Source organism: Halomonas gemina (assembly GCF_023554995.1).
In the GTDB taxonomy this organism is placed as follows: Bacteria; Pseudomonadota; Gammaproteobacteria; order Pseudomonadales; family Halomonadaceae; genus Halomonas; species Halomonas gemina.
In genome coordinates this window covers 748,204-769,215 of sequence record NZ_JAMJPK010000001.1, presented here as the reverse complement: position 1 = coordinate 769,215, position 21,012 = coordinate 748,204, and the positions used below count along the sequence as shown (strand labels likewise).

At 65.1% G+C, this 21,012-nt stretch carries 16 protein-coding genes; 9 read left to right on the top strand and 7 right to left on the bottom strand.

Annotated features, from left to right (window positions below; translation table 11 throughout):
* The first annotated feature begins 114 nt into the window (after positions 1–114).
* On the top strand, positions 115–4,689 hold the full coding sequence (locus M8009_RS03775) for an OmpA family protein (protein ID WP_250059415.1): 4,575 nt from the start codon (positions 115–117) through the stop codon (positions 4,687–4,689).
* 274 nt (positions 4,690–4,963) lie between these two features.
* Here the strand turns inward: M8009_RS03775 and M8009_RS03770 are convergent, their stop codons facing one another.
* The 5 genes from M8009_RS03770 to leuS all read right to left on the bottom strand — a co-directional run bounded on the left by M8009_RS03770 (position 4,964) and on the right by leuS (position 10,768).
* Positions 4,964–5,920 carry a PA2778 family cysteine peptidase gene (locus M8009_RS03770; protein WP_250059414.1) on the bottom strand — a complete coding sequence of 319 codons (957 nt, stop codon included), beginning with the start codon at positions 5,918–5,920 and terminating at the stop codon, positions 4,964–4,966.
* Positions 5,921–5,931: 11 nt separating this feature from the next.
* The gene (locus M8009_RS03765) at positions 5,932–6,327 is read right to left on the bottom strand and encodes a PA2779 family protein (RefSeq protein WP_250059488.1); all 396 of its coding nucleotides are present in this window, start codon (positions 6,325–6,327) and stop codon (positions 5,932–5,934) included.
* Positions 6,328–6,491: 164 nt separating this feature from the next.
* Entirely contained in the window at positions 6,492–7,550 is a 1,059-nt protein-coding gene (gene holA, locus M8009_RS03760; RefSeq protein WP_250059413.1) for a DNA polymerase III subunit delta, read from the bottom strand.
* A gap of 119 nt (positions 7,551–7,669) precedes the next feature.
* Entirely contained in the window at positions 7,670–8,158 is a 489-nt protein-coding gene (locus M8009_RS03755) for an LPS-assembly lipoprotein LptE (protein WP_250059412.1), read from the bottom strand.
* A 27-nt stretch (positions 8,159–8,185) separates the two neighbouring features.
* Positions 8,186–10,768, bottom strand: coding sequence for a leucine--tRNA ligase (gene leuS, locus M8009_RS03750; RefSeq protein ID WP_250059411.1), 2,583 nt, complete (start codon positions 10,766–10,768; stop codon positions 8,186–8,188).
* A 236-nt stretch (positions 10,769–11,004) separates the two neighbouring features.
* On the opposite strand from leuS, the gene M8009_RS03745 reads away from it, so the two are divergent.
* Positions 11,005–11,523 (top strand): zinc ribbon-containing protein, encoded by a 519-nt coding sequence (locus M8009_RS03745; protein ID WP_250059410.1) that lies wholly within the window; start codon positions 11,005–11,007, stop codon positions 11,521–11,523.
* Between the two features lie 231 nt (positions 11,524–11,754).
* On the opposite strand, the gene M8009_RS03740 is transcribed toward M8009_RS03745, so the two are convergent.
* Positions 11,755–13,083 carry a hypothetical protein gene (locus tag M8009_RS03740; RefSeq protein WP_250059409.1) on the bottom strand — a complete coding sequence of 443 codons (1,329 nt, stop codon included), beginning with the start codon at positions 13,081–13,083 and terminating at the stop codon, positions 11,755–11,757.
* A 155-nt stretch (positions 13,084–13,238) separates the two neighbouring features.
* Positions 13,239–14,132, bottom strand: a complete 894-nt coding sequence (locus M8009_RS03735; protein WP_250059408.1) for a LysR family transcriptional regulator — start codon at positions 14,130–14,132, stop codon at positions 13,239–13,241.
* Positions 14,133–14,460: 328 nt separating this feature from the next.
* Between M8009_RS03735 and leuC the strand changes: the two genes are divergently transcribed.
* The 7 genes from leuC to M8009_RS03700 all read left to right on the top strand — a co-directional run bounded on the left by leuC (position 14,461) and on the right by M8009_RS03700 (position 20,996).
* A complete protein-coding gene (gene leuC / locus M8009_RS03730) occupies positions 14,461–15,912 on the top strand; it encodes a 3-isopropylmalate dehydratase large subunit (RefSeq protein ID WP_250059407.1) in 1,452 nt (483 codons plus the stop codon).
* Between the two features lie 3 nt (positions 15,913–15,915).
* Positions 15,916–16,569 carry a 3-isopropylmalate dehydratase small subunit gene (leuD, locus tag M8009_RS03725; RefSeq protein WP_250059406.1) on the top strand — a complete coding sequence of 218 codons (654 nt, stop codon included), beginning with the start codon at positions 15,916–15,918 and terminating at the stop codon, positions 16,567–16,569.
* Positions 16,570–16,740: 171 nt separating this feature from the next.
* Positions 16,741–17,820: a 3-isopropylmalate dehydrogenase gene (gene leuB / locus M8009_RS03720; RefSeq protein ID WP_250059405.1), complete on the top strand. Its 1,080-nt coding sequence runs from the start codon at positions 16,741–16,743 to the stop codon at positions 17,818–17,820.
* A 62-nt stretch (positions 17,821–17,882) separates the two neighbouring features.
* Entirely contained in the window at positions 17,883–18,365 is a 483-nt protein-coding gene (locus M8009_RS03715; RefSeq protein ID WP_250059404.1) for a lasso peptide biosynthesis B2 protein, read from the top strand.
* The gene (locus tag M8009_RS03710; protein ID WP_250059403.1) at positions 18,362–20,257 is read left to right on the top strand and encodes an asparagine synthetase B family protein; all 1,896 of its coding nucleotides are present in this window, start codon (positions 18,362–18,364) and stop codon (positions 20,255–20,257) included. The genes M8009_RS03715 and M8009_RS03710 overlap by 4 nt, the downstream gene beginning before the upstream one ends.
* A gap of 196 nt (positions 20,258–20,453) precedes the next feature.
* On the top strand, positions 20,454–20,618 hold the full coding sequence (locus M8009_RS03705; RefSeq protein WP_250059402.1) for a hypothetical protein: 165 nt from the start codon (positions 20,454–20,456) through the stop codon (positions 20,616–20,618).
* Between the two features lie 42 nt (positions 20,619–20,660).
* Positions 20,661–20,996 carry a PqqD family peptide modification chaperone gene (locus M8009_RS03700; RefSeq protein ID WP_250059401.1) on the top strand — a complete coding sequence of 112 codons (336 nt, stop codon included), beginning with the start codon at positions 20,661–20,663 and terminating at the stop codon, positions 20,994–20,996.
* Positions 20,997–21,012 lie beyond the last annotated feature (16 nt).

The window sequence follows — 21,012 nt, the reverse complement described above, 5'->3', positions numbered from 1 at the left end:
ATGCAAGCGAGTGAACTACTACACTCCATAGTAATTCGCTAGTTTTGAGAATTTAACCAGACAATAACCAGATTTGTCAGCTTACCGTAGCACCAGATCTTCGCGGGGGCTCCAATGGTCAATGATCCCAACTCTCGTAACGTCAAACCTCATGAGATCGATCTGAGCGCTGTAGGTCCGTCGATTTTCGCGCCCAATGCCCGCCTGGCTTTGCGCCGCAGCAAGTACGAGCGGCCGTTGACTTACCGCTACGACGATGGCGGCCAGCTGCAGGCGGTTCGGTCCATCGGCAAGGTCCGGTTGCGGATTCAGGATGGATCGGGGAAGCCCCAGCCAGGGGCGCGCATGCGGTTGAGAGTAATGAAATCAGGGGAGACCGTCAGCGAACGCATCGTTACGGCCGGGCCCAGTGGCTACATCAGCACCGACCTGCTCGATGAAGCTACTGACGATACCCGCATCGCGGTCACTCCGACGGTCGACGGTAAGCCACGAGATGACGCCAGTCATGTGTTCGATGCCAGCATCGGCGATTTGAGCCAGGGTCGAGTGATCACTGTCGCCGATAAAGTTGATCGTTGGATACCTGAAGGTCGATTGGAAAGCGGCGCCTTCCTCACGCCGCCGGATACGGCCGATGTCGCGAACGCTCCAGAACTGTTCAGCCCGCAAGTGATCAACAAGGATGGCAATTGCGCGCTGGATTTCACGGCCAGCGTCGAGACACGCCAGTTCTACTTCAACCAGATCGTCCGCGTGGGAGAGCCGGAGCTGGGCCAGCGGGTCGCACTCGAAGAGATGGTTCAGGAGCGTCAGCCTATCACCGGTCCGATATCCTATGACTGGTCGACGGCGAACGAAAAGAGTGTCAGTCAGCCATCATCGCCAACCCTTGGCCGCCTGAACGTCTACAAGCAATCCTGGACCCGGGTAGGACATGGCCTGGGCCGGCTGTTGTACTCGCTGGCATTGGCGCCTTGTGAAGAGACCAAGATCGCCATGATCGAATGGTCAAGAGAGGAACGCGCTCGTCGCAGTGAGCGAGCGACGGCTCGCGAAAGCCTCCAGCATGACATGCACCGGGATCGTGCCATTGAGGAAATTGTCGAGGGTACGGTCGATGAGGTGCAGCGTGGCAGAAGCAGCAGCGTGCAAGGGGGTGGTGGCATCACTGGTGGTCTGGCCGGTATCGCCAAGGGGGTCCTCGGTTCTGTCGGGTTTAGCCTTGGCGGTAGTGCCGCCAGTTCGCGAAGCTTCAGCAGTGGCCACCGCGAGATCACGGCGAACACCCTGCAGAGCCTGATGGATAGCGTCGAGCAGCGCAGCACGCGGGTCCGTTCGCAGCGTTCGATGGTGGTAACTCAGAGCCAGCAGACCGAAACCGAGGATATTCGCACGCGCATAGTGCGCAATCATAACCGCAATCATGCGATGACGGTCGAGTACTTTCAAGTGCTTGAGCATTATAATGTGCAAACCGAGCTGGTGGATCAGGTTGATGTACTACTGATCCCCTATGAAGTGCCGACATCGCTATGGGGTGACATCCCCGGATTCAGCAGTTTCGATCCGTTGTCAGCGATGCGTAAATTGCAAGTGCGCTTGAGTGATAGCGGTGCTGAGGTGGTCAGCAAGATGACCAGCGCGCATTGGGGGTTGACGGTTTACAACGAGAATAACGGGACCAATATCGATCGCTCGATCTACATGATGCGCGCAGTCGATGAAGCGATGGCACGTGGTCTGGAAGCACTGTCGACGCCGAACGAAGTCGCCGAGCATGCCGATATGATCGGCTATGACGCTTGGGTTCGATACACCCAGAAGGTCGAGAATGCTCTGGTTCGTGAAGCGGGATTCGCCTCGCATGAGGTCAATGTCGCTGAAGACGGCGGGGTCTCGGTGAAGGATTACTGGTTAGGAACCGACGTCGATCCCGATGGCACCTATTCGGACGATACCATCAACCGCCAGAATGTCCAAAGAATCGTGCGGCAGGTAATCAACAACTCCACGGGGGGATTGAGCTGGGTCCAGAGTTTCGCACAATCTTCGCTGATAAGCTGGATAGACCGCTATTCTGATCGCCTGCGGGAGCTGGTGCCCTCGCAATATCAAGCCGGTCTCGATGCCTTGTACCGCCTGGTGCATACGCCGGAAATCTATGAGGAGACACGTCCTGAAATCACCGTTTCACGCTGGACGGTCGAGTTGCGTGAGCCGTGGCGCGCGGGGGTGTCACTCTTGGTGCATACCAGCGAAGGCCAAACCGTGACGCTGCAGCACGATGATGCGCGTGAGGCCTCGGCGGTCAGTGTGTTTACCTCACAGCCGGTCCCGATCGCTACCATTAGCGGCATCGAGGTGATGTTCTCACCGAAGAAGGCCGTGGAATCCGAAATGGTGGGGGTCGGTAAGACCATTGATAGTGTCGGAGATGTCGCGAGAGAGGTGGCTGAATTCTTTGGCGGGAGCGATGATACACCGTTCCAGGAGCGTGTCACCGAGGTGCAGAAATACACCATGACGCGACTGCGGGTCACCGCCCATACGGATCCCAGTGACGTACTTCCCCGGCAACGCAGTATCGAACTGATCGATGAAGTGGGCTTGAGTGAAACCCTGAAAGGCGACAATCCTGCCTATGCCATCGACGGTCTCAACCCGGTGCGTCCGGATATCATCCAGACCCGTACACGTCGTTACCAGGATTACAGTGCCCTCGAGGAATTGGCGCAGCATATAAAATCCAATCGCATGGCCTATTTGCGTGCACTCTGGTTGGGTGAGGATCCTGATCGTCGTGCCTTGCGCCTCGAACACTTCAGCTACCCTTATGATGATGGCAGTAGCGGTGTTCAGAATGTCCCCCTGTTGCAGCTGATCGAAAATCGCGCCGTGGGGATCATGGGCAATCTGGTGGCGTTCCCGCTTCAAGTGCAGGGTCAGCGCCTGCAAGCTGAGGAGAGCATTGCCGCCGCGTCCTACCTGACACTGGACGAGATGCGGACGCAAAAACTGATCAGCCTGCCCACACGGGGCGTTTACGCTGAGACCCTGCTGTCTAAATGCAATGCCACCGAGGTGCGCGATGTCGACCGCATGATCGATCCTTCGCAACAGTGCCAGGGGTCGGCCCCGGATATCTCCGGCGTATCCCCCGGCAGTCGGGCGCGGGATATCGTTCCGCAAGGCGCTTCCGTGCCCGCTTCCTCGATCAATATTCAGAGCGCCCCGCCGGCCCCGGCCCCGAGCGGTCTATCCGCTATGCTTAATGCCTTGTCGACCGGTGGCATATTCCGTGATATGTCGCTCGGCAGCGAGACTGTCGATGCCGCCCGGCAGCTGGCCAGTCGGGCCATGCAGGAATCCGGGGCGGCCCAACGTTCCAGCCTGCAGGCGCTGACCAGCTTGCTGGGGCAGGCCGAACAGCAGGCGGCGTCGGATGCGCAGAATGCCTCTTCAGCGGATCAGGCAGAAGCCAGCCGGGCCGCGCAACAACGACTGGCACAGGCGCGCCAGATGGCGGAAGACCAGGCCAACCAGGCTCATCGCCAATCGGATCCGGTGCAAAACCGCGATCATCAGCAAAACCTCGATGATGCGCGCTCGAAGGGTGCCATCAGTGAAGAGCAGTATCAGCGCAGTTCGGCCCGCCTGCACAATGCCGATGAAAATCCGCAGCCAAGCCGTGATTTTCCCGCGGTGAAAGAGCTCAACGTCGAGGTCGGCGAAGAGTGGGCGCGTGGCAGGATCCTTCTGGCCGATTTCGGCGTGGGCTCCAGCGACCTGACACAAGCGCACAAGGATTATCTAGGTAACCAGCTGGCGCCCAACCTGGGCGACGAGGGCCGGATCCGCTTGATTGAGGGTCACACCAGCGAGACCGGCAGCACCAGCAGCAACCAGACCCTGTCTGAGCAGCGGGCACAATCGGTTCGCGATCATCTGGTGGATATCATCGGGATCCCGGACCATCGTATCCTCGAGGTGACCGGGGTGGGGGAAACTGACCCGATCGATGCCGAGGGGCCGCTGGAAGATCCGGCTGAACGAAGTGTCGTGGTGGCGTATGAAGCGTTTACCCCGGTGCCTGTGATCAAGCGTCCGCAAGTGCCGGTGCGCGATCCTGGCGGGGATAGATTCACCAAGTGGCAGTTGCGGCTCCAGTTTCAGCACAATGATTCACTAGAGAAGCTATTCGGCATGTCGCCGATGGACCTCCCTAAAGAGTTGTTGAAAGCTAAGTCGATCAAGTTTGAGTTGCGCAATCGCACACAAAGTGATGCCCAGACGGTGAAGGGGCAGATCGTATATCGTGGCCTTAGCTTCGGTATCTGGCTCAGTCAGCCGCCGTCCCAGAACTCCAGCTGGACACCGTGGATCGATTTCGAAAGCGAGAGCCCGATGAGTGCAATGGAGTGGCATGGCACCATGGGTGATGTCCAGCTTGGCACAGGCTCTGTCGGTGATTTCACCTCCGGGGTACAGGCCGTAGTGCTACGGTTGTCGCCGATGATCAACGAGATTCAGACCCAGGCCCGGTTGACGAGTGACGACAAGGCAATCGGGATACAGGCCAGCTCGTCCTTGCTGACCCCTCTACCGGCTCAAATGTGGCTAACTGACCCCAAGCCGAAGATGAAGCCGAAAGCGCAAGACTGGGGGTGGGAATGGAGTCCGTTCTAGCGTCAGCTTCAGGGGGCGAGGGCTCGGACGTTGCCACTCCCTCAGCAGCTAAGGGGGGGGTGTGGCAGATAGCCGAGACAACCCTGAAAGCGGTGGGGCCCTTCGCCGACGGGGTGCTGCGGACCCGGGGGGAAGGGCCCCATTGCCGTGATAAGCAGCCGATGCGGAAAGGCAACCGGGTAGCTTGCGCGGTCTGTTTTCACTGGGCTCCGCCCGCTAGCTCTCGCTCTCATCGACGACCATAAGCCAAGTAATGTGCGGTAGGCCGCTCTCTTTATGGCGCGTTCAGGGCTTCTCGAGCCTGCTCCTGCCAGGGGCCTGGGAGGGCGGCGGCTCGCTTCAGGGCCTCGCGCGCCTGATCGCCTTCACCCCGCTCTCGGTGCAGCAGCCCCAGGTTGAGCCAGGCGACGGCAAGCTCGGGGTCCGCTTTTACGGCGTCCTCGAAGGCCTCGATGGCGCCTTGGCTATCGCCGCTGGCGTGACGGGCGTTGCCGAGCGCGAAGTGGCCCATGGCCGCTCCCGGGTGCCGGCCAACCAGCGCCTCCCAGGCGGGCAGGGCGGCCTTGGCTCCCTGCACACGCTCGAAGTCGGCGATGGCGTCCAGGGCGGCCTGGGCGTCGGTGGTGGCGGGAAGCTCGCCCGGCGGCAGGGCGACGAAGGCCCAACGATCGCTGCGGGCCCAGGTGGCATCGAAGCGCTTGAAGGACTCGATGCGCTCCGGTTCCATGCCGCTGTGCAGGATCAGCGTCTCCTCCTCCAGGTCGAAGCCGATGGCCACGGCGTAGTGCCAGACCGGCCAGGCGGGCAGGGAGAGGTTCTGCATCACCACCACCGGATGGCCGGCGTCGATCTCGGTGAGCAGGGCGTCGAGGTTGCCGTCGATGCGGAACGGGATGCGGCCGTGGCGACGCACGGTGCCCAGCATCTCGGGCTGGACGCTGCCTTCGCGACCGGGCAAGAAGACCTGGGGAATCAGGGTGTCGACCTCCACGGGTACGCCGGAGGCGTTGAGCACCATGGCAAGCGAAGCGGGGCCGCACTGGTAGTCGCGCTGGCCGTGGAAGGGGGTATCCTCGAGCAGCGCCTTGCGGGGCAGTTCGCGCTCGGTGGTCTCGGCGAGTTGCGGGGTAGCGGCGCAGCCCGCCAGGGTCAGGAGCAGCAGCACCAACGCAAGAACGCCCGCGGCGCGGGCGTTCCTGGTATGCGGCTGCCTGTCACGGCAGTGCATCATGGGGTTCGTGCTCAGCGGGTAAAGGGGAAGACGTTGGTCAGGCCGAGGATGTCGGTGACCAGCAGGATCACGAAGACGGCGAACAGGGCACCGACCACGCTGGCACCGGCCGGCAGCTGCTCGAGCTGGTCGGCCATCTGGGCGGCTTCCGCGTCGGAGAGGGCGGCCACGCGGGCTTCCACTTCGGCGGGGTCGACGCCCTGGGCGACGAGCTGATCCTGCACATCGTCACGCGCGAGGATCTCGTGGATCCGCTCCCGATCCCCCTGGGCACGCTCGACACTCAGGGCGTCCTGGGTGGTGACCAGGCCGCTGCCTGGATTCGCCGGCGCGGCGGCCACCGGCAGGCTGCCCAGCACCAGGGCGGCAATCAGCAGCGGGCTGAGGTAACGGCAGAGCTTCTTCATCATGTCGGTGTTCCTTCTTCTTGGGTTGGGCTTCCGGCTCCAGGCTTCGCCGGTGCTGCCTCCATGCAGTTCGGCGAAACCACGCGATGCTCGCCCAGTATAGGACGGAATGATGTGAGATTTCATGCCCTTGTGGGAGGGGAATCGGCCGAGGCCCTTTGGGGTCAGCCGATGCGGTAGGAGGAGGGCAGTTCGGCCAGCAGGCCGCGGCCGCCGGCCAGGGTCAGTGCCAGGTCATGCAGGCCGTCCCACAGCGGCACGCTGCTGCCGCCCTTGATCGCCAGGTCCAGGCGCTGGGCGAAGAGCAGCAGCTTGTGCAGCCGCTTCAGGGGGAGCCGGGCGATGGCCTGCTGGTAGGCGGGGCGGCGCTTCTCGAAGATCGGCGGCTTCTGGGCCTTGCAGGCATGCTCGAGGCTCTGGCCCTGCTCGAGGTGCTGCTGGAGTGAAAGCAGCAGCCTCAGCTCCCGGGACAGCGCCCAGAGCACGATGGGGGCTTCGACCCCCTCGCCGCGCAGGCCTGCCATGATTCGCGTGACCCGCGTGCGCTCGCCCTTGAGGCAGGCGTCCATCAGGGTGAAGACGTCATAGCGGGCGCTGTCCTCCACGCCGCCGGCAACTTCCCGGGGGCCGACGCGGGCGCCGGCGGGCAGCATCAGGGCCAGCTTCTGCAGTTCCTGGTCGGCGGCGAGCAGGTTGCCCTCGGTGCGCTCGCCGAGCAGCCGGGCGGCATCGAGGTCCAGGGAGAGGCCGTGGCGGGAGGCGCGGTCGCGCAGCCAGAAGCCCAGCCGCGAGACGTCCACCGGCCACACCGGTACGAAGAGCCCGGCCTTGTCCAGGGCCTTGAACCAGGCGCTCTTCTGCTCGCGATAGTCGATCTTGCCGGCGGAGAGCAGCAGGATGTCGTCACTTCCCTTGAGGTGCTCGGCGTAGTCACGCAGTACCTTGGCGCCTTCCTGGCCGGGTTTGCCACTGCCCAGCCGCACCTCGATGAGCCGGCGCGTGGCGAACAGCGAGAGGCTGGCGGCGGCCTCGGTCAGGCGGCCCCAGGCGAAATTGGCCTCCACGTGCAGGACCTCGCGTTCCTCGACGCCTCCCTGGCGGGCGGCGGCGCGGACGGCGTCGCAGGCCTCCATGTGCTGCAGCGGCTCCTCGCCGGCGACGATCACCACCGGGGGGAGTTTCTTGGCCAGCGCGTCTTGCAGCTTGTCGGGGAAGACTTTCATGGATGTCTCTTTACATGGGCTTGCCGAGCGGGCCTGCCCCTTTGGGGTCAGACCCCAAAGGATGCTTAAGGGTCAGACCCCAAAGAATACCTTGGGGTCTGACCCTAAAAGCGTTTGCATCATTCGCCCAGCGCGCGCAGGCGGTCCATCAGCTGGCGCACGGCTTCGTCGCGCAGCCTCTCACGCGTGGCGTCGCGCAGCTCGTCCTGGGCCAGCAGCTCGTCATCGTTGACCGTCAGGCGCTCGCTGACTTCCAGCTGTTGCTGGTCGAGCAGGTAGGCACCGTCGGCGCGGCGCTGCACCGAGAAGGGCACCGTCAGGGTCATCTCCAACTCGCGGGGTCCGCTGTCGAGCACGCTCAGGCGTCGCTCGCGGAAGCTTTCCACTCCCAGGTTGAGCACCTGCGCCGCCTGGTCATCGATCCGGGTGCCGGCACGCTCCAGGCGGCGGGCGACCTGGCGGGCCAGTTCGCTCTCCTCGCCCGCCAGGGCCAGGGCGTCGATGGCCACCAGCGGCTGGTCGAGGCCGCGCAGGCGAAAGCCGCAGCCGGCCAGCGCCAGGGAGGCGCCGGCGGCGAGGCCGAGTTGCAGTAGGGTTCGGCGCTGCATGGGTCACTCCCCGTCAGGGTGCGGCGGTCAGCCGACCACGATGTTGACCAGCTTGCCGGGCACCACGATCACCTTGCGGATGGTCTTGCCCTCGGTATGGCGCTGCACATTCTCCGCCGCCAGCGCCTGGGCCTCGATGTCCTCCTTGGTGGCGGAGGCATCGACCTCGATGCGCGCGCGCAGCTTGCCGTTCACCTGCACCACCAGCTCGATGCTGTCGCGCGCCAGGGCCGATTCGTCGACCTCGGGCCAGCGGGCATCGATGGCCGGTTCCTCATGGCCCAGCTCATGCCACAGCGTGTGACAGGCGTGGGGGGTGATCGGGGCGAGCAGCAGCACGCAGGCTTCCACCGCTTCACGCGCCACGGCCAGCCCCTGGGGCGAAGTGTCGTCGAACTTGGAGAGGGCGTTGGTCAGCTCCATCACCGCGGCGATGGCGGTATTGAAGGTGGTGCGCCGGCCGATGTCATCACCGGCCTTCTTGATGGTCTCGTGGGTCTTGCGGCGCAGCTCTCGCTGGGGCTCGGTGAGGGCGGCGAGGTCGAGCGTGCCGGGTTCGCCGGCGGCGAGGTGCTCGCTGACCAGGCGCCACAGGCGCTTGAGGAAGCGGTGGGCGCCTTCGACGCCGGCGTCGGACCACTCCAGGGACTGCTCCGGCGGGGCGGCGAACATCATGAACAGGCGCACGGTGTCGGCGCCGAAGCGGTCGATCATGGATTGCGGGTCGACGCCGTTGTTCTTGGACTTGGACATCTTCTCGATGCCGCCCATCTCCACCGGTTCGCCGTCGCTTGCCAGTACGGCACTGACCGGGCGTCCCTTGTCGTCGCGCTTGACCTCCACGTCGGCAGGGTTGAACCACTCCTTGCCGCCGTTCTCGGTGGGTCGGTAGAAGGTCTCGGCGATCACCATGCCCTGGGTGAGCAGGCGCTGGAAGGGCTCGTCGGCCTTCACCAGCCCCAGGTCGCGCATCAGCTTGGTGAAGAAGCGCGCGTAGAGCAGGTGCAGGATGGCGTGCTCGATGCCGCCGATGTACAGGTCCACCGGCAGCCAGTAGTCGACCCGTTCGTCGAGCATCGCCTCCATGTTGTCGGCGCAGCAGAAGCGAGCGAAGTACCAGGAGGACTCCATGAAGGTGTCGAAGGTGTCGGTCTCGCGGCTCCAGCCGTCGCCAAGATCGAAGAACTCCGGCATGCGCTTGAGCGGCGAGCCGGTGGCGTCGACGGTGACCTCCATGGGCAGGGCGACCGGCAGCTCCTCATCGGTGAGCGGCACGGTCTGGCCCTCGGGGCCGTACTTGACCGGGATCGGCGCGCCCCAGTAGCGCTGGCGGGCCACGCCCCAGTCGCGCAGGCGGAAGTTGGTCTTCACCTCGCCGCGGCCAAGCTCCTCGAGGCGTTTGGCAATGGCCTCGAAGGCTTCCTCGAAGTCGAGGCCGTCGAACTCGCCGGAGTGGATCAGCACGCCGTAGTCATCGTGGGCGCCCTGGGAGAGGTCCGGCACCTGGCCGTCCGCGTCGGCGATCACCGCCTCGATGGGGATGCCATACTTGGTGGCGAACTCCCAGTCGCGCTGGTCGTGGGCGGGCACGGCCATCACGGCCCCGGTGCCGAATTCCATCAGCACGAAGTTGGCTACATAGACCGGGACCTCGCGGCCGGTGAGGGGATGCACGGCCACATGGCCGGTGGGCATGCCCTTCTTCTCGCGCGTGGCCAGCTCGGCCTCCGAGGTGCCGCCGCGGGCGCACTCGGCGCAGAAATCGGCCAGTTCGGCGTTACCCTCGGCGGCTTGCTTGGCCAGCGGATGGTCGGCGGCCACCGCCATGTAGGTGACGCCCATCAGGGTGTCGGGGCGGGTGGTGTAGACCGCGAGCGGCTCGGCCGGTGAGCCATCGGCGGCCTTGATATCGAACGTCATCTCCACGCCGCGCGACTTGCCGATCCAGTTGCGCTGCATGGTCTTGACCTGCTCGGGCCAGTCGATGCGCTCCAGGTCGGCCAGCAGCTCCTCGGCGTAGTCGGTGATCTTGAGGAACCACAGCGGGATCTCCTTGCGCTCCACCAGCGCGCCGGAGCGCCAGCCGCGCCCTTCGATGACCTGCTCGTTGGCCAGCACCGTCTGGTCGACCGGATCCCAGTTGACGGTGGACATCTTCTTGTAGACCAGGCCCTTCTCCACCAGCTTGGTGAAGAACCACTGCTCCCAGCGGTAGTAGTCGACGTCGCAAGTGGCGAACTCGCGGCTCCAGTCGTAGGCGAAGCCCAGCGCCTTGAGCTGGCGGCGCATGTAGTCGATGTTGTCGTAGGTCCACTTGGCCGGCGGTACCCGGTTCTGGATCGCGGCGTTCTCCGCGGGCATGCCGAAGGCGTCCCAGCCCATGGGCTGCATGACGTTCTTGCCCTGCATGCGCTGGTAGCGGGAGACCACGTCGCCGATGGTGTAGTTGCGCACATGCCCCATGTGCAGCTTGCCGCTGGGGTAGGGGAACATCGACAGGCAGTAGAACTTCTCGCGGCTGGCGTCTTCCACCGCCTTGAAGCACTGGTTGGTGTCCCAGAACTGCTGGGCGTCGCGTTCGGTCTCGTGGGGCTTGTACTGTGCGTCCATCGCTCTCTTCGGGTACCTTGAAAGTCGAGCGCAGCGGCGTGGCGCTGCGCATGTCAGCGGCCCTTGTCCGGCGTCAAGGTCTGGCGCTGTGGCGGCGCGAAACCATTGAATTTCCGGCGGGATGTCGTCTAAATGGCATAACTGGCTGTGCGCTAGGATACCCCAGCACGGCGCCCGGCGGCTATGGGGCAGCATTGCCGGGCCAGCAAGCCCTGCCGCGATACGAGGAGATCAGCATGAGTGAGCACAAGGATCCGCACCGGGAACACCGCCTTCGCGAGGGCTACGAGCGCATGCTCGACCGACTGCGCGATGGGGCCGACGAGCTGACCTGGGAGAACCTGCAGCAGGAGCTCGACGATGCGGTGGAGTTCGAGGCCGAGCTGGAGGAGTTCACCAAGGATGAGCTGTCACTGCTGCGCGCCTGGGTCGAGCGTGACCTGAAGGAGCTGCGTCGCTACCTTGATGCCGGCGGCGAGAGTGTCGCCACCTGGTTGGGGATCGACCTCTCGATGCTGTCGCGCAAGGTGGTGGAGTCGCTGCTGTCCATCGCCGATCGCAGCGTGATCGAACGGGAGCAGCTCGAGGATGACCTGGAGGCGTCACGCGCCGACTATGTCGCCGGCGAGATGGCCGTCCCCGGGCGCATGGCCTGCGCGCATTGCGATGCCATCGTCGAGCTGGAAAGCGTGGCCCGCATCGAGCCCTGCCACCAGTGCGGGCATCGCTACTTCGTGCGCGCGCCTTTGGAGTGAGGAGGTTACCTACCACAGGGAGCAATCCCACCGCCGCTGCGCGGCGGATCGCGACGCAAGCGATCGCTCCCACAGTAGTGCGGTGCCGCCATTGTGTTGTGGGAGCGACATTCATGTCGCGATGGCGCCGCCAGGCGCCCAGGACAACCCCACCGCCGCTGCGCGCCGGATCGCGACGCAAGCGTCGAGGCGTCGAACCGTTCGCTCCCACAGGGCGGCCTCATCAATGCCTTAAAGCCCTGCCTCCATCACCAGAATGGCCCCCACTACCAGCAGCGTCATGATCGCCGCATAGCCGAGGTTCTGGCGCATCATCTGTGTGCCGCTGACGCCGTAGCGCCCCTGCAGCGAGAGGTTGATGCCCGAGAGGGGGCCGACGCTGGTCCCCACCGCCCAGGAGGCCAGGGCCACGAAGGCGAACAGGGTCTGACGGCCGGCGTCCAGGTCGAGCATCGAGGCAAGCACCGAGACGCCGATGATGGGGTGCAGGCCGGCCACGGCACTGATGACGATGGCCAGGAAGCTGGTGACCGCCTCCAGGGGGCCGAAGTGGGCAAAGAGCGTCCAGGTGCTGCCCGTGGCGGCGGTGATGAAGCTCGAGAGACCCTGGGTCAGCAGTCCCGCACAGAGGAAAAGCGAGACCTCGCCGCGCATGGCCGGCAGACGGGTAAGGGTGTGCTGATAGACCCGACGCAGCGTCCAGCGTGGCCCCTGGGGCAGGTTGGAGAGCAGCGCCACGCTCGGCAGCAGGAAGGTGATGATGCTGACGATGGAGAGGGTGGGCGTGATGAGGTAATGGAACAGCATCACCAGGGTCGCCATGCTCAGCGGCATCAGCAGGCTGCGCGGCAAGAGCGAGAAGCCGGCGGTGTCGGCCAGCTCGAAGCGACGCGACAGCTCGCCGACCGTCAGCATGCCCGAGACCAGGGCCAGCGGCAGGCCGAAGGCGAGGATCGTGGCGTAGTGCATCGCCGGCGCCAGGGTCATCACCACGCCCATGGAGGCGAAGAAGGGCGACCAGAGCGCGGCGCTGGAGAGGCCACGGTTGAGCCCCAGCAGCTGCGGCGTGGTGAGCGGGCCGCGGCGTTCCAGACGGTCGCCGACCATGAACACCGTGGAGAGGTTGAGGATCGAGCCGAGCAGGTGGACGCCCAGCCAGGTGCCCAGCATGCCGCGGGCGCCGGTCAGGGCCTTGCCCGCTGGGCGCGACCGCCCGCGCAGGTTGCCGATCAGGCCGATGAAGCTGACCCCGACCAGCATGGCGACCACATAGGTATTGCCGTCGAGGATGCCCGGCCAGTCGATGCTGGCCCCGTGCCAGGTGCGCGCCAGCACCAGCAGCCCCAGGCCAAGCGCGGCGAGGACTCCTGCCTGGCGCCGGGTGCGCCGGGGGATATCGACCCACAGCAGCGCCGTGGCCAGCCACAGGCTGTAGCCCACCGCATGCGCCAGCGGGAGCAGGTTCGTGAACTGCACGATCTGCAGGACCAGACCGGCCAGGAGCAGGCCACCGGCCAGGGCATGGCGGGGAGTTATCGGCGATGCGGCGTTGTCAGGCACTGAATTGGGTTCCTGGCGTAAATGATGAGCAGTCTAAACAATCTGCCGCGAGGCTGTCCCGAGGCTCTCTATGGGAGCGAACGGTTCGACGCCTCGACTTCCTTCGCGATCCGGCGCGAAGCGGCGGTGGGGTTGCGTTGCGGTGGCCTGAGCTGTCAGCCCCACTCCCTGGCCGCGGGCTCTCGGGCGGCGTCGAGCTGGGCGAGCATGGCCCGGGCGGGGTTGGAGAGGGTGCGGCTGCGATGCACGAGATAGCCCAGGGGGCGGTGGATGGGCGGGTGGTCGACGTCCAACTCGTGCAGGTCACCGGCCACCAGGCGCTCCGGCAACAGGCTCCAGCCCAGGCCGATGGCGGTCATCATCTTCAGCGTCTCCAGGTAGTTGGTGGAGAGCGCCACCGGCAGGTCCAGCCCGGCCGAGGCGAAGCGCGACTCGATCAGGCCGCGAGTGAAGGTCAACGGGCCGGGCAGCACCGCGTCGAAGGCGCACAGCTCCTGGAGGGCGAGGCGTCCGTGGCCGGCGAGGGGGTGGTCGTGGCCACAGACGAAGCACAGCCGGTCGACCCATACCGGCACCACGCGGAGCTGTGGGTCGGGGTGGGGGGCGAGCGTCACCACGGCGATCTCGAGCTCGCCATCCAGCACCCCCTGGTAGGCCTGCTCGGAATCCAGGAAGTGCAAGTCGAGGCGTACCTCGGGGTGCTCGCGGGTATAGGCCTGGAGCAGCGGCGGCAGACGGTGCAGGCCGATATGGTGGCTGGTGGCCAGCGTCAGGCTGCCGGCCACGCTCCCCTCGAGGTTGCCCAGCGCCCGGCGGCTGTCGTCGACCATCACCAGGATCTGCCGCGCCCGGGGCAGCAACACCCGGCCGGCCTCGGTGAGGCTCACCCGTCGCCCGATGCGGTCGAACAGCCGGGCGTCGATCTGGCCCTCGAGCACCGCGATGCGCTTGCTGACCGCCGGCTGGGTCAGGTGCAGCTGCTCCGCGGCCCGGGAGAAGCTGCCGCTATCGGCCACGGCGAGAAAGGCCTGCAGGCTCTGGGTATCCAAGCCGCGATCTCCTAAGTATTCCTTGGGGTCAGACCCCTCAGCAAACTTTGGGGTCTGACCCCAAAGGGGAGTTAAATTCCTGTTTGGAATCCAATCCATAAATAACATGAATTGATTTTATGGGCGAGTCGCAGGAGACTGGGCATCAAGCGGCCAAGCGGCCAAGCGGCCAAGCGGCCAAGCGGCCAAGCGGCCAAGCGGCCAAGCGGCCAAGCGGCCAAGCGGCCAAGCGGCCAAGCGGCCAAGTGGCCAAGCGCCGAGCGGCCAAGGACGACAGGCGGCAACGAGAGACCGGACACTAAGGGCCCAAGAGCCCGGGAGAAACGATATGGCAGGCCAGACACTCTACGACAAGCTGTGGTCGCAGCACCTCGTCAAGGAGCGCGGCGACGGCACCGCGCTGATCTACATCGACCGCCAGCTGCTCCACGAAGTGACCTCGCCCCAGGCTTTCGAGGGCCTGCGCCTGGCGGGACGCAAGCCGTGGCGCCTCGATGCCAACCTGGCCACTCCGGACCATAACGTGCCCACCACGCTCAAGGAGCGCGCCGAGGGCAACGCCGGCATCAAGGATCCGGTGTCGTTGATCCAGGTGCAGACCCTCGATGACAACTGCGTCGAGTTCGGCATCGAGGAGTTCAAGATCAACGACCCGCGTCAGGGCATCGTCCACGTGGTGGGGCCGGAGCAGGGCGCGACCCTGCCGGGCATGACCGTGGTCTGCGGCGACTCCCATACCGCCACCCACGGCGCCTTCGCGGCGCTGGCGCACGGCATCGGCACCTCCGAGGTGGAGCACGTGCTCGCCACCCAGTGCCTGCTGGCGCAGAAGATGAAGAACATGCAGGTGCGCGTCGAGGGCGAACTCGGCACCGGCGTCACCGCCAAGGACATCGTGCTGGCCATCATCGGCCGCATCGGCACCGCCGGCGGTACGGGCTATGCCATCGAGTTCGCCGGCAGCGCCATCCAGGCTCTCTCGATGGAAGGCCGCATGACCGTCTGCAACATGGCCATCGAGGCCGGCGCGCGGGTCGGCCTGATCGCCGTGGACGACACCACCATCGACTACCTGCGCGACCGCCACTATGCCCCGACGGGCGAGCAGTGGGACGCCGCGGTGGCCGACTGGCGCCATCTGGTTTCCGATCCCGACGCCGCCTTCGACAAGGTGGTGACCCTGGATGCCGCCGAAATCGAGCCGCAGGTCAGCTGGGGCACCAGCCCCGAGATGGTCACCGGCATCTCCGGCGAGGTCCCGGATCCCGCCGAGGCCGGTGACGAGACCATGCAGCGTGGCTACACCCGGGCGCTGGAGTACATGGGGCTCGCGCCTCATCAGAAGATCACCGATATCCGCCTCGACAAGGTGTTCATCGGTTCTTGCACCAACTCGCGCATCGAGGATCTGCGCGAGGCGGCCAAGGTGGCGCGCGGCAAGAAGGTGGCCGACTCGATCGCGTTGGCCATGGTGGTGCCGGGTTCCGGCCTGGTGAAGCGCCAGGCCGAAGCGGAGGGCCTCGACAAGGTGTTCATCGAGGCGGGCTTCGAGTGGCGCGAACCGGGCTGCTCCATGTGCCTGGCCATGAACGCCGACAAGCTGGGCGCCGGCGAACACTGCGCCTCCACCTCCAACCGCAACTTCGAGGGCCGCCAGGGCTTCGGCGGGCGTACCCACCTGGTCAGCCCGGCCATGGCGGCGGCCGCGGCCATCGCCGGCCACTTCGTGGATGTGAGGCAGCTTGCCGCCAATGACGATGCCCAGTTAGAGGAGGCCTGAATCATGAAGAAGTTTGAACGCACCGAAGGCCTCGTCGCACCGCTCGACCGGGCCAACGTCGACACCGACCTGATCATTCCCAAGCAGTTTCTGAAGTCGATCAAGCGCACCGGCTTCGGCGTCAACCTCTTCGACGAGCTGCGCTACCTCGACGAGGGACAGCCCGGCCAGGATGTCTCGCAGCGCCCGAAGAGTCCCGACTTCGTGCTCAACCAGCCGCGCTACCAGGGGGCCAGCGTGCTGCTGGCGCGGCGCAACTTCGGCTGCGGCAGCTCCCGCGAGCATGCGCCCTGGGCGCTGGAGGACTTCGGCTTCCGCGTGGTGATCGCCCCGAGCTTCGCCGATATCTTCTACAACAACGCCTTCAAGAATGGGCTGCTGCTGGTGACCCTGCCCGAGGAGAGCGTCGATCGCCTGTTCGCCGAGGTGGAGGCGAACGAGGGTTACCGGCTCGACGTGGACCTGGAGAACCAGCGGGTGATCACGCCCTCCGGCGAGATCCTCGAGTTCGAGGTGGACGAGTTCCGCAAGCACTGCTTGCTGGAGGGCCTGGATGATATCGGGCTCACGCTGAAGGACGAGGACGCCATCCGCGCCTTCGAGGAGAAGCATCGCGCTGCGCGGCCCTGGCTGTTTCGCGATAGCGCTCAGGCTTGATGGCGTAATCAGGCTGCTCTTGCCGGGGCCTGGGCGCCGGGGACAAGCCGAAGAGGAGGTCCTATGCCAGGGATGGCATCGGTAGCGCCCAGGGATGGGTTCACAGCGCCTCCTCGCAGGCTTGTCGCCGGTTAAGCCCCGCTCCGGCGCTGACCCCACAAGGAAGCAATGATGACGCAAAAGATTCTGGTACTACCGGGTGACGGCATCGGCCCCGAGATCACCGCCCAGGCCAGCCGCATCCTGGCGGCCTGCAAGGCCCGGGGCCTGGATATCGAGGTGGAGGAGGGGCTGCTCGGCGGCGCCGCCTATGACGAGCACGGCGAGCCGCTGCCCGCCGAGACCCTGGAGAAGGCCAAGGCGGCTCGCGCCATCCTGTTGGGCGCCGTGGGCGGCCCGAAGTGGGACAAGATCGAGGACCTCGCCAAGCGCCCCGAAAAGGGCCTGCTCGGCGTGCGCAAGCAGCTGGGCCTGTTTGGCAACCTGCGCCCGGCCATCACCTATCCTCAGCTGGCCTCCGCCTCCAGCCTCAAGCCCGAGCTGGTCGCCGGGCTGGATATCATGATCGTGCGCGAGCTCACCGGTGGCATCTACTTCGGTCAGCCGCGCGGCATCGAGGAGCGTGACGGCGAGCGGGTGGGCTTCAACACCTACATCTATTCCGAGAGCGAGATCGAACGCATCGGTCGCGTGGCCTTCGAGATGGCGCAGAAACGAGGCAAGAAGCTCTGTAGCGTCGACAAGGCCAACGTGCTTGAGGTCACCATCCTGTGGCGCGAGGTGATGGAGCGCCTGGCGCCGGAGTATCCGGACGTCGAGCTCTCGCACATGTACGTCGACAACGCCGCCATGCAGCTGGTGCGCGCGCCCAAGCAGTTCGACGTGATGGTCACCGGCAACATGTTCGGCGACATCCTCTCCGACGCCGCGGCCATGCTTACCGGCTCCATCGGCATGCTGCCCTCCGCCTCGCTCAACGAGAGTGGCCAGGGCATGTACGAGCCCTGCCACGGCAGCGCGCCGGACATCGCCGGACAGGGCATCGCCAACCCGCTCGCCACCATCCTCTCGGTGGCGATGATGCTGCGCTACTCGCTGGATGAGCCGGCGTTGGCGGAGCGCATCGAGGCGGCTGTGGGCCAGGTGCTGGACGATGGCCTGCGAACCGCCGATATCGCCTCCGAGGGTACCCGCACCGTCTCCACCGCCGAGATGGGGGACGCCGTGCTGGCGGCCTTCGAGGCACGGTAGCCAGCTGCACCGGCTTGGGTCATGCTGTTGGCTGAGGATTGCTCGGAGACGGCAGACGCATTATGAAGACCCTTCGGCGTTTCATCGCGTTACCCTGGGCCAGGAAGCGTCTGTATCTGGAAGCCTCTGTCTGGCTCCTGCTTTCCTGGGGCCTGGTCCGGGGCTTGCCCTTCCGCTTCTGGTCCCCCTGGCTGGGTGAGCAGCGGCCGGGCGACGCCGACCCCGTGGCGGAGGAGGGCGAAGATCCCCGGGTTGCGCCCATCTGTCGCTGCATCGAGTCGATCAACGCCCGGCTGGGGGGGCGCTTGACCTGCCTCATGCTCGCCATGGCGGCCCACTGGATGCTGCGCCGGCGGCGTATCGCCAGCAGCCTGGTACTGGGCACCCTGGCCGAACGGGCACCCGACCAGCGCATGAAGCTCAAGGCACATGCCTGGATTTGTCACGGATCCGGCGTCGTGCTGGGTGGCGAGACCGGGGAGGCGTATTCACCGATCTCCTGTTTCGTCCATGCGAATCCCGTGGCGCGAGGTCACGCCCGGTGAGTGCGATTCTTGGCTGTGTGCACCTCGACGGGGCGCCGGTCGACCCCCAGGCGTTCCAGGCGGCGCTCTCGGCGCTGGATCACTATGGCAATCACGGGCGATCCTCGACGCTACTCGATGGCTGTGCCTTTGGCCATCAACGGCTGGATATCACAGCTGCCGCCGCCTTCGAGAGCCAGCCGCTTGAGGAAGACGGGCTCGTGCTCGTCGCCGATGCGATCCTCGACAACCGCGAGGCGCTGTGTGACCAGTTGGGCATCGAGCGCCGCTGTCGCGGCACCCTTCCGGACAGCCGGCTGATCCTGCTGGCCTATCGCCGCTGGGGGGCCGACTGTGTCAGGCGGCTGGTCGGTGACTTTGCCTTTGCGCTGTGGGATGCCCACGACCGCTCGCTACTCTGCGCTCGGGACCATATCGGCGCGCGCCCCCTCTACTGTCTCCGGCAGGGCGACCGCTTCTGCTTCGCCACCGATCAACGCGCCTTCCGGGCCTGGCCCGGCCTCTCCCCGGCGATCGACGAGTCAAGCGTGGCCGCCTTCCTGCTCTCTCCGGGGGATTGCCATGACATCAGCTTCTTTCGAGACGTCTACCCGCTGCCCCCCGGTCGTGTGCTGCGCGTCGATCAGCAGGGGCTGACCCTGGATACGCACTGGTCCCCGGAGGAGGCTGCCAGCGTACGTTACGCTCGTCGCGAGGACTACGTCGAGCACTTTCATGAGCTGCTGATGCAGGCGGTGGGCGATCGCCTGGACGTTACAGAAGGGGTGGGCTCACACCTCAGCGGTGGGCTCGACTCGAGTGGCGTGACGGTCCTGGCCAGCCAGCTGATGCAGGACCGGGGTCGTCGCCTCGATAGCTGTTATACCTGGTCCCCGCCCGTGTCGTCCCAATACCCCCTGCCGGGAGCCGGGCGACGCGACGAGCGTGAGGTCATCGCGCGGATCTGTCGACAGGAGGCGCTGGAGTGCCACTATGGCACCACCACCGGGGCTGATTTCCTGGCGTATCTGGAGCGGGACATGGCGGTGGATGGCACCGTCGATGTCTTCGAGGAGCTTGGCGTGATGCGTGTGGCGGCGAAGCGAGATGTGCGCGTCATGCTCTCGGGATGGGGAGGGGACGAGTCGGCCACCTTCGGTATCCGAGGCTACCCGGGTTATCTGCTCAGGCGCGGTCGGTGGGGGAAGCTGCTGAGCCTGACCCGGGAGGCGGCGGGGGGCCTCAGGCGCCCGCGCAAGATGGCGCGCTTCTTTTGGCAGCAGGGCGTCGTGCCTTGCCTTCCCGATGCGCTCTTCGAACGCTACTCACCCTATGACGATGCTGGAGGGCCGACGCCGCTGTATCGCCAGGCGTTGATCGAGCGCTTTCCTCAGGCCGCGATCCGACGCGGGGCGGCCTGGCGAATCTATCCCGACCCCGGACGCATGCAGTGCCTGCTGATGCACCATGGGCACCTGGGCAGCCGCATGTCGACCTGGGCACACTGGTCGGCTGAGCATGGCTTGCTCTATCGCTACCCCCTCACCGACCGGCGCCTGCTGGACTATACCCTGGGGCTTCCTCCGGAGCTTCTCTGGGAACAGGGGCAGCCTCGGCGGCTTTATCGCGATGCCATCGGCCAGCGTCTCCCTCCCGGCCTGGGCAAGAACGATAACGCCAACGAGAGGAAGCGCATGGCCATTCGTGAGGAGTGTTGGCGACTCCTGGCATCGGCCGCTGAGCGGCAGGCGTTTCAGCTGCCGTGTGAGTGGCTGGAGATGGCGGCGTTTCGGGAACGCCTGGCTCAGGCGCCCGGTGGCGGCATGAATGATGCTCAACTTTCCGATTTCATTTCGCTGTGTTCGGCGGTACAGGCCTGGCATCTGTGGAGGCGATACATGCCATCTGCTTGATGACCAGGTTACACATGCTTTCTTACTATGACTTAAGCGCTAGGCGAAAGGCGTTGACCGGCTGCCCCGGAGTTACGATATTTAACACAGCTCTACGCATCCTTGTGAAAAATAGCGTTCGGCTGTTTGGGGACTCGTATGGCCGGCGGAATGGTCAGACGAGTGCAGGCTAAGGGCAACGATGGAGTGACGTGAGATGAAGCAGACACCGGAAGTGACTCAAGAGACCGCCGGGAAAAGCGAGTGGGTGACACCGGAGCTATCACGCATGAGCGTCGATCAGACTTTCTCCGGAGGTCGCAATGTACCGGCAGAAATGATGTCGGGACGAGCCAATGTTCCGGGAGGCGGCGGCTCCTGATAGTCGGGAGCTAGAGTCATTGACAGGGATGTCATCTTTGCCATGGGTCGTGACTTCATGATCGGGTGCTGTGATATGCAGACTCAGTTGAATATGAAAAGCCAGTTGGATATCGAAAGCTGCGTGCAGCGATCCCCGTCGCCCCTTGCCTCCCGCGTGGGGGATGATCTCGTTCTCTTCAGCGTCAGCAGGGGGATGTACTATGGGGTGCCCGTCGTCGGCAGACGAATCTGGGACCTGATGGAAGACCAGATCACTGTATCTGCGATCTGCGATCAGCTGATGCGAGAGTTTTCGGTTGAGCGCGATGCCTGCGAAAATGAAGTACTCGATTTTATCGCCCAGCTGGAGGCTGAGGAACTGGTGGTGAGGCTGTAGAGGGGTGGTGGTGTAA

Bases quoted from the DNA above. Each gene is read 5' to 3' on its own strand.
- M8009_RS03700 (WP_250059401.1), top strand. From the start codon at position 20,661: ATGGGTCGTGACTTCATGATCGGGTGCTGTGATATGCAGACTCAGTTG.
- leuB (WP_250059405.1), top strand. From the start codon at position 16,741: ATGACGCAAAAGATTCTGGTACTACCGGGTGACGGCATCGGCCCCGAG.
- leuD (WP_250059406.1), top strand. From the start codon at position 15,916: ATGAAGAAGTTTGAACGCACCGAAGGCCTCGTCGCACCGCTCGACCGG.
- leuS (WP_250059411.1), bottom strand. From the start codon at position 10,768: ATGGACGCACAGTACAAGCCCCACGAGACCGAACGCGACGCCCAGCAG.
- leuC (WP_250059407.1), top strand. From the start codon at position 14,461: ATGGCAGGCCAGACACTCTACGACAAGCTGTGGTCGCAGCACCTCGTC.
- M8009_RS03705 (WP_250059402.1), top strand. From the start codon at position 20,454: ATGAAGCAGACACCGGAAGTGACTCAAGAGACCGCCGGGAAAAGCGAG.
- holA (WP_250059413.1), bottom strand. From the start codon at position 7,550: ATGAAAGTCTTCCCCGACAAGCTGCAAGACGCGCTGGCCAAGAAACTC.
- M8009_RS03715 (WP_250059404.1), top strand. From the start codon at position 17,883: ATGAAGACCCTTCGGCGTTTCATCGCGTTACCCTGGGCCAGGAAGCGT.
- M8009_RS03775 (WP_250059415.1), top strand. From the start codon at position 115: ATGGTCAATGATCCCAACTCTCGTAACGTCAAACCTCATGAGATCGAT.
- M8009_RS03755 (WP_250059412.1), bottom strand. From the start codon at position 8,158: ATGCAGCGCCGAACCCTACTGCAACTCGGCCTCGCCGCCGGCGCCTCC.
- M8009_RS03745 (WP_250059410.1), top strand. From the start codon at position 11,005: ATGAGTGAGCACAAGGATCCGCACCGGGAACACCGCCTTCGCGAGGGC.
- M8009_RS03770 (WP_250059414.1), bottom strand. From the start codon at position 5,920: ATGATGCACTGCCGTGACAGGCAGCCGCATACCAGGAACGCCCGCGCC.
- M8009_RS03765 (WP_250059488.1), bottom strand. From the start codon at position 6,327: ATGAAGAAGCTCTGCCGTTACCTCAGCCCGCTGCTGATTGCCGCCCTG.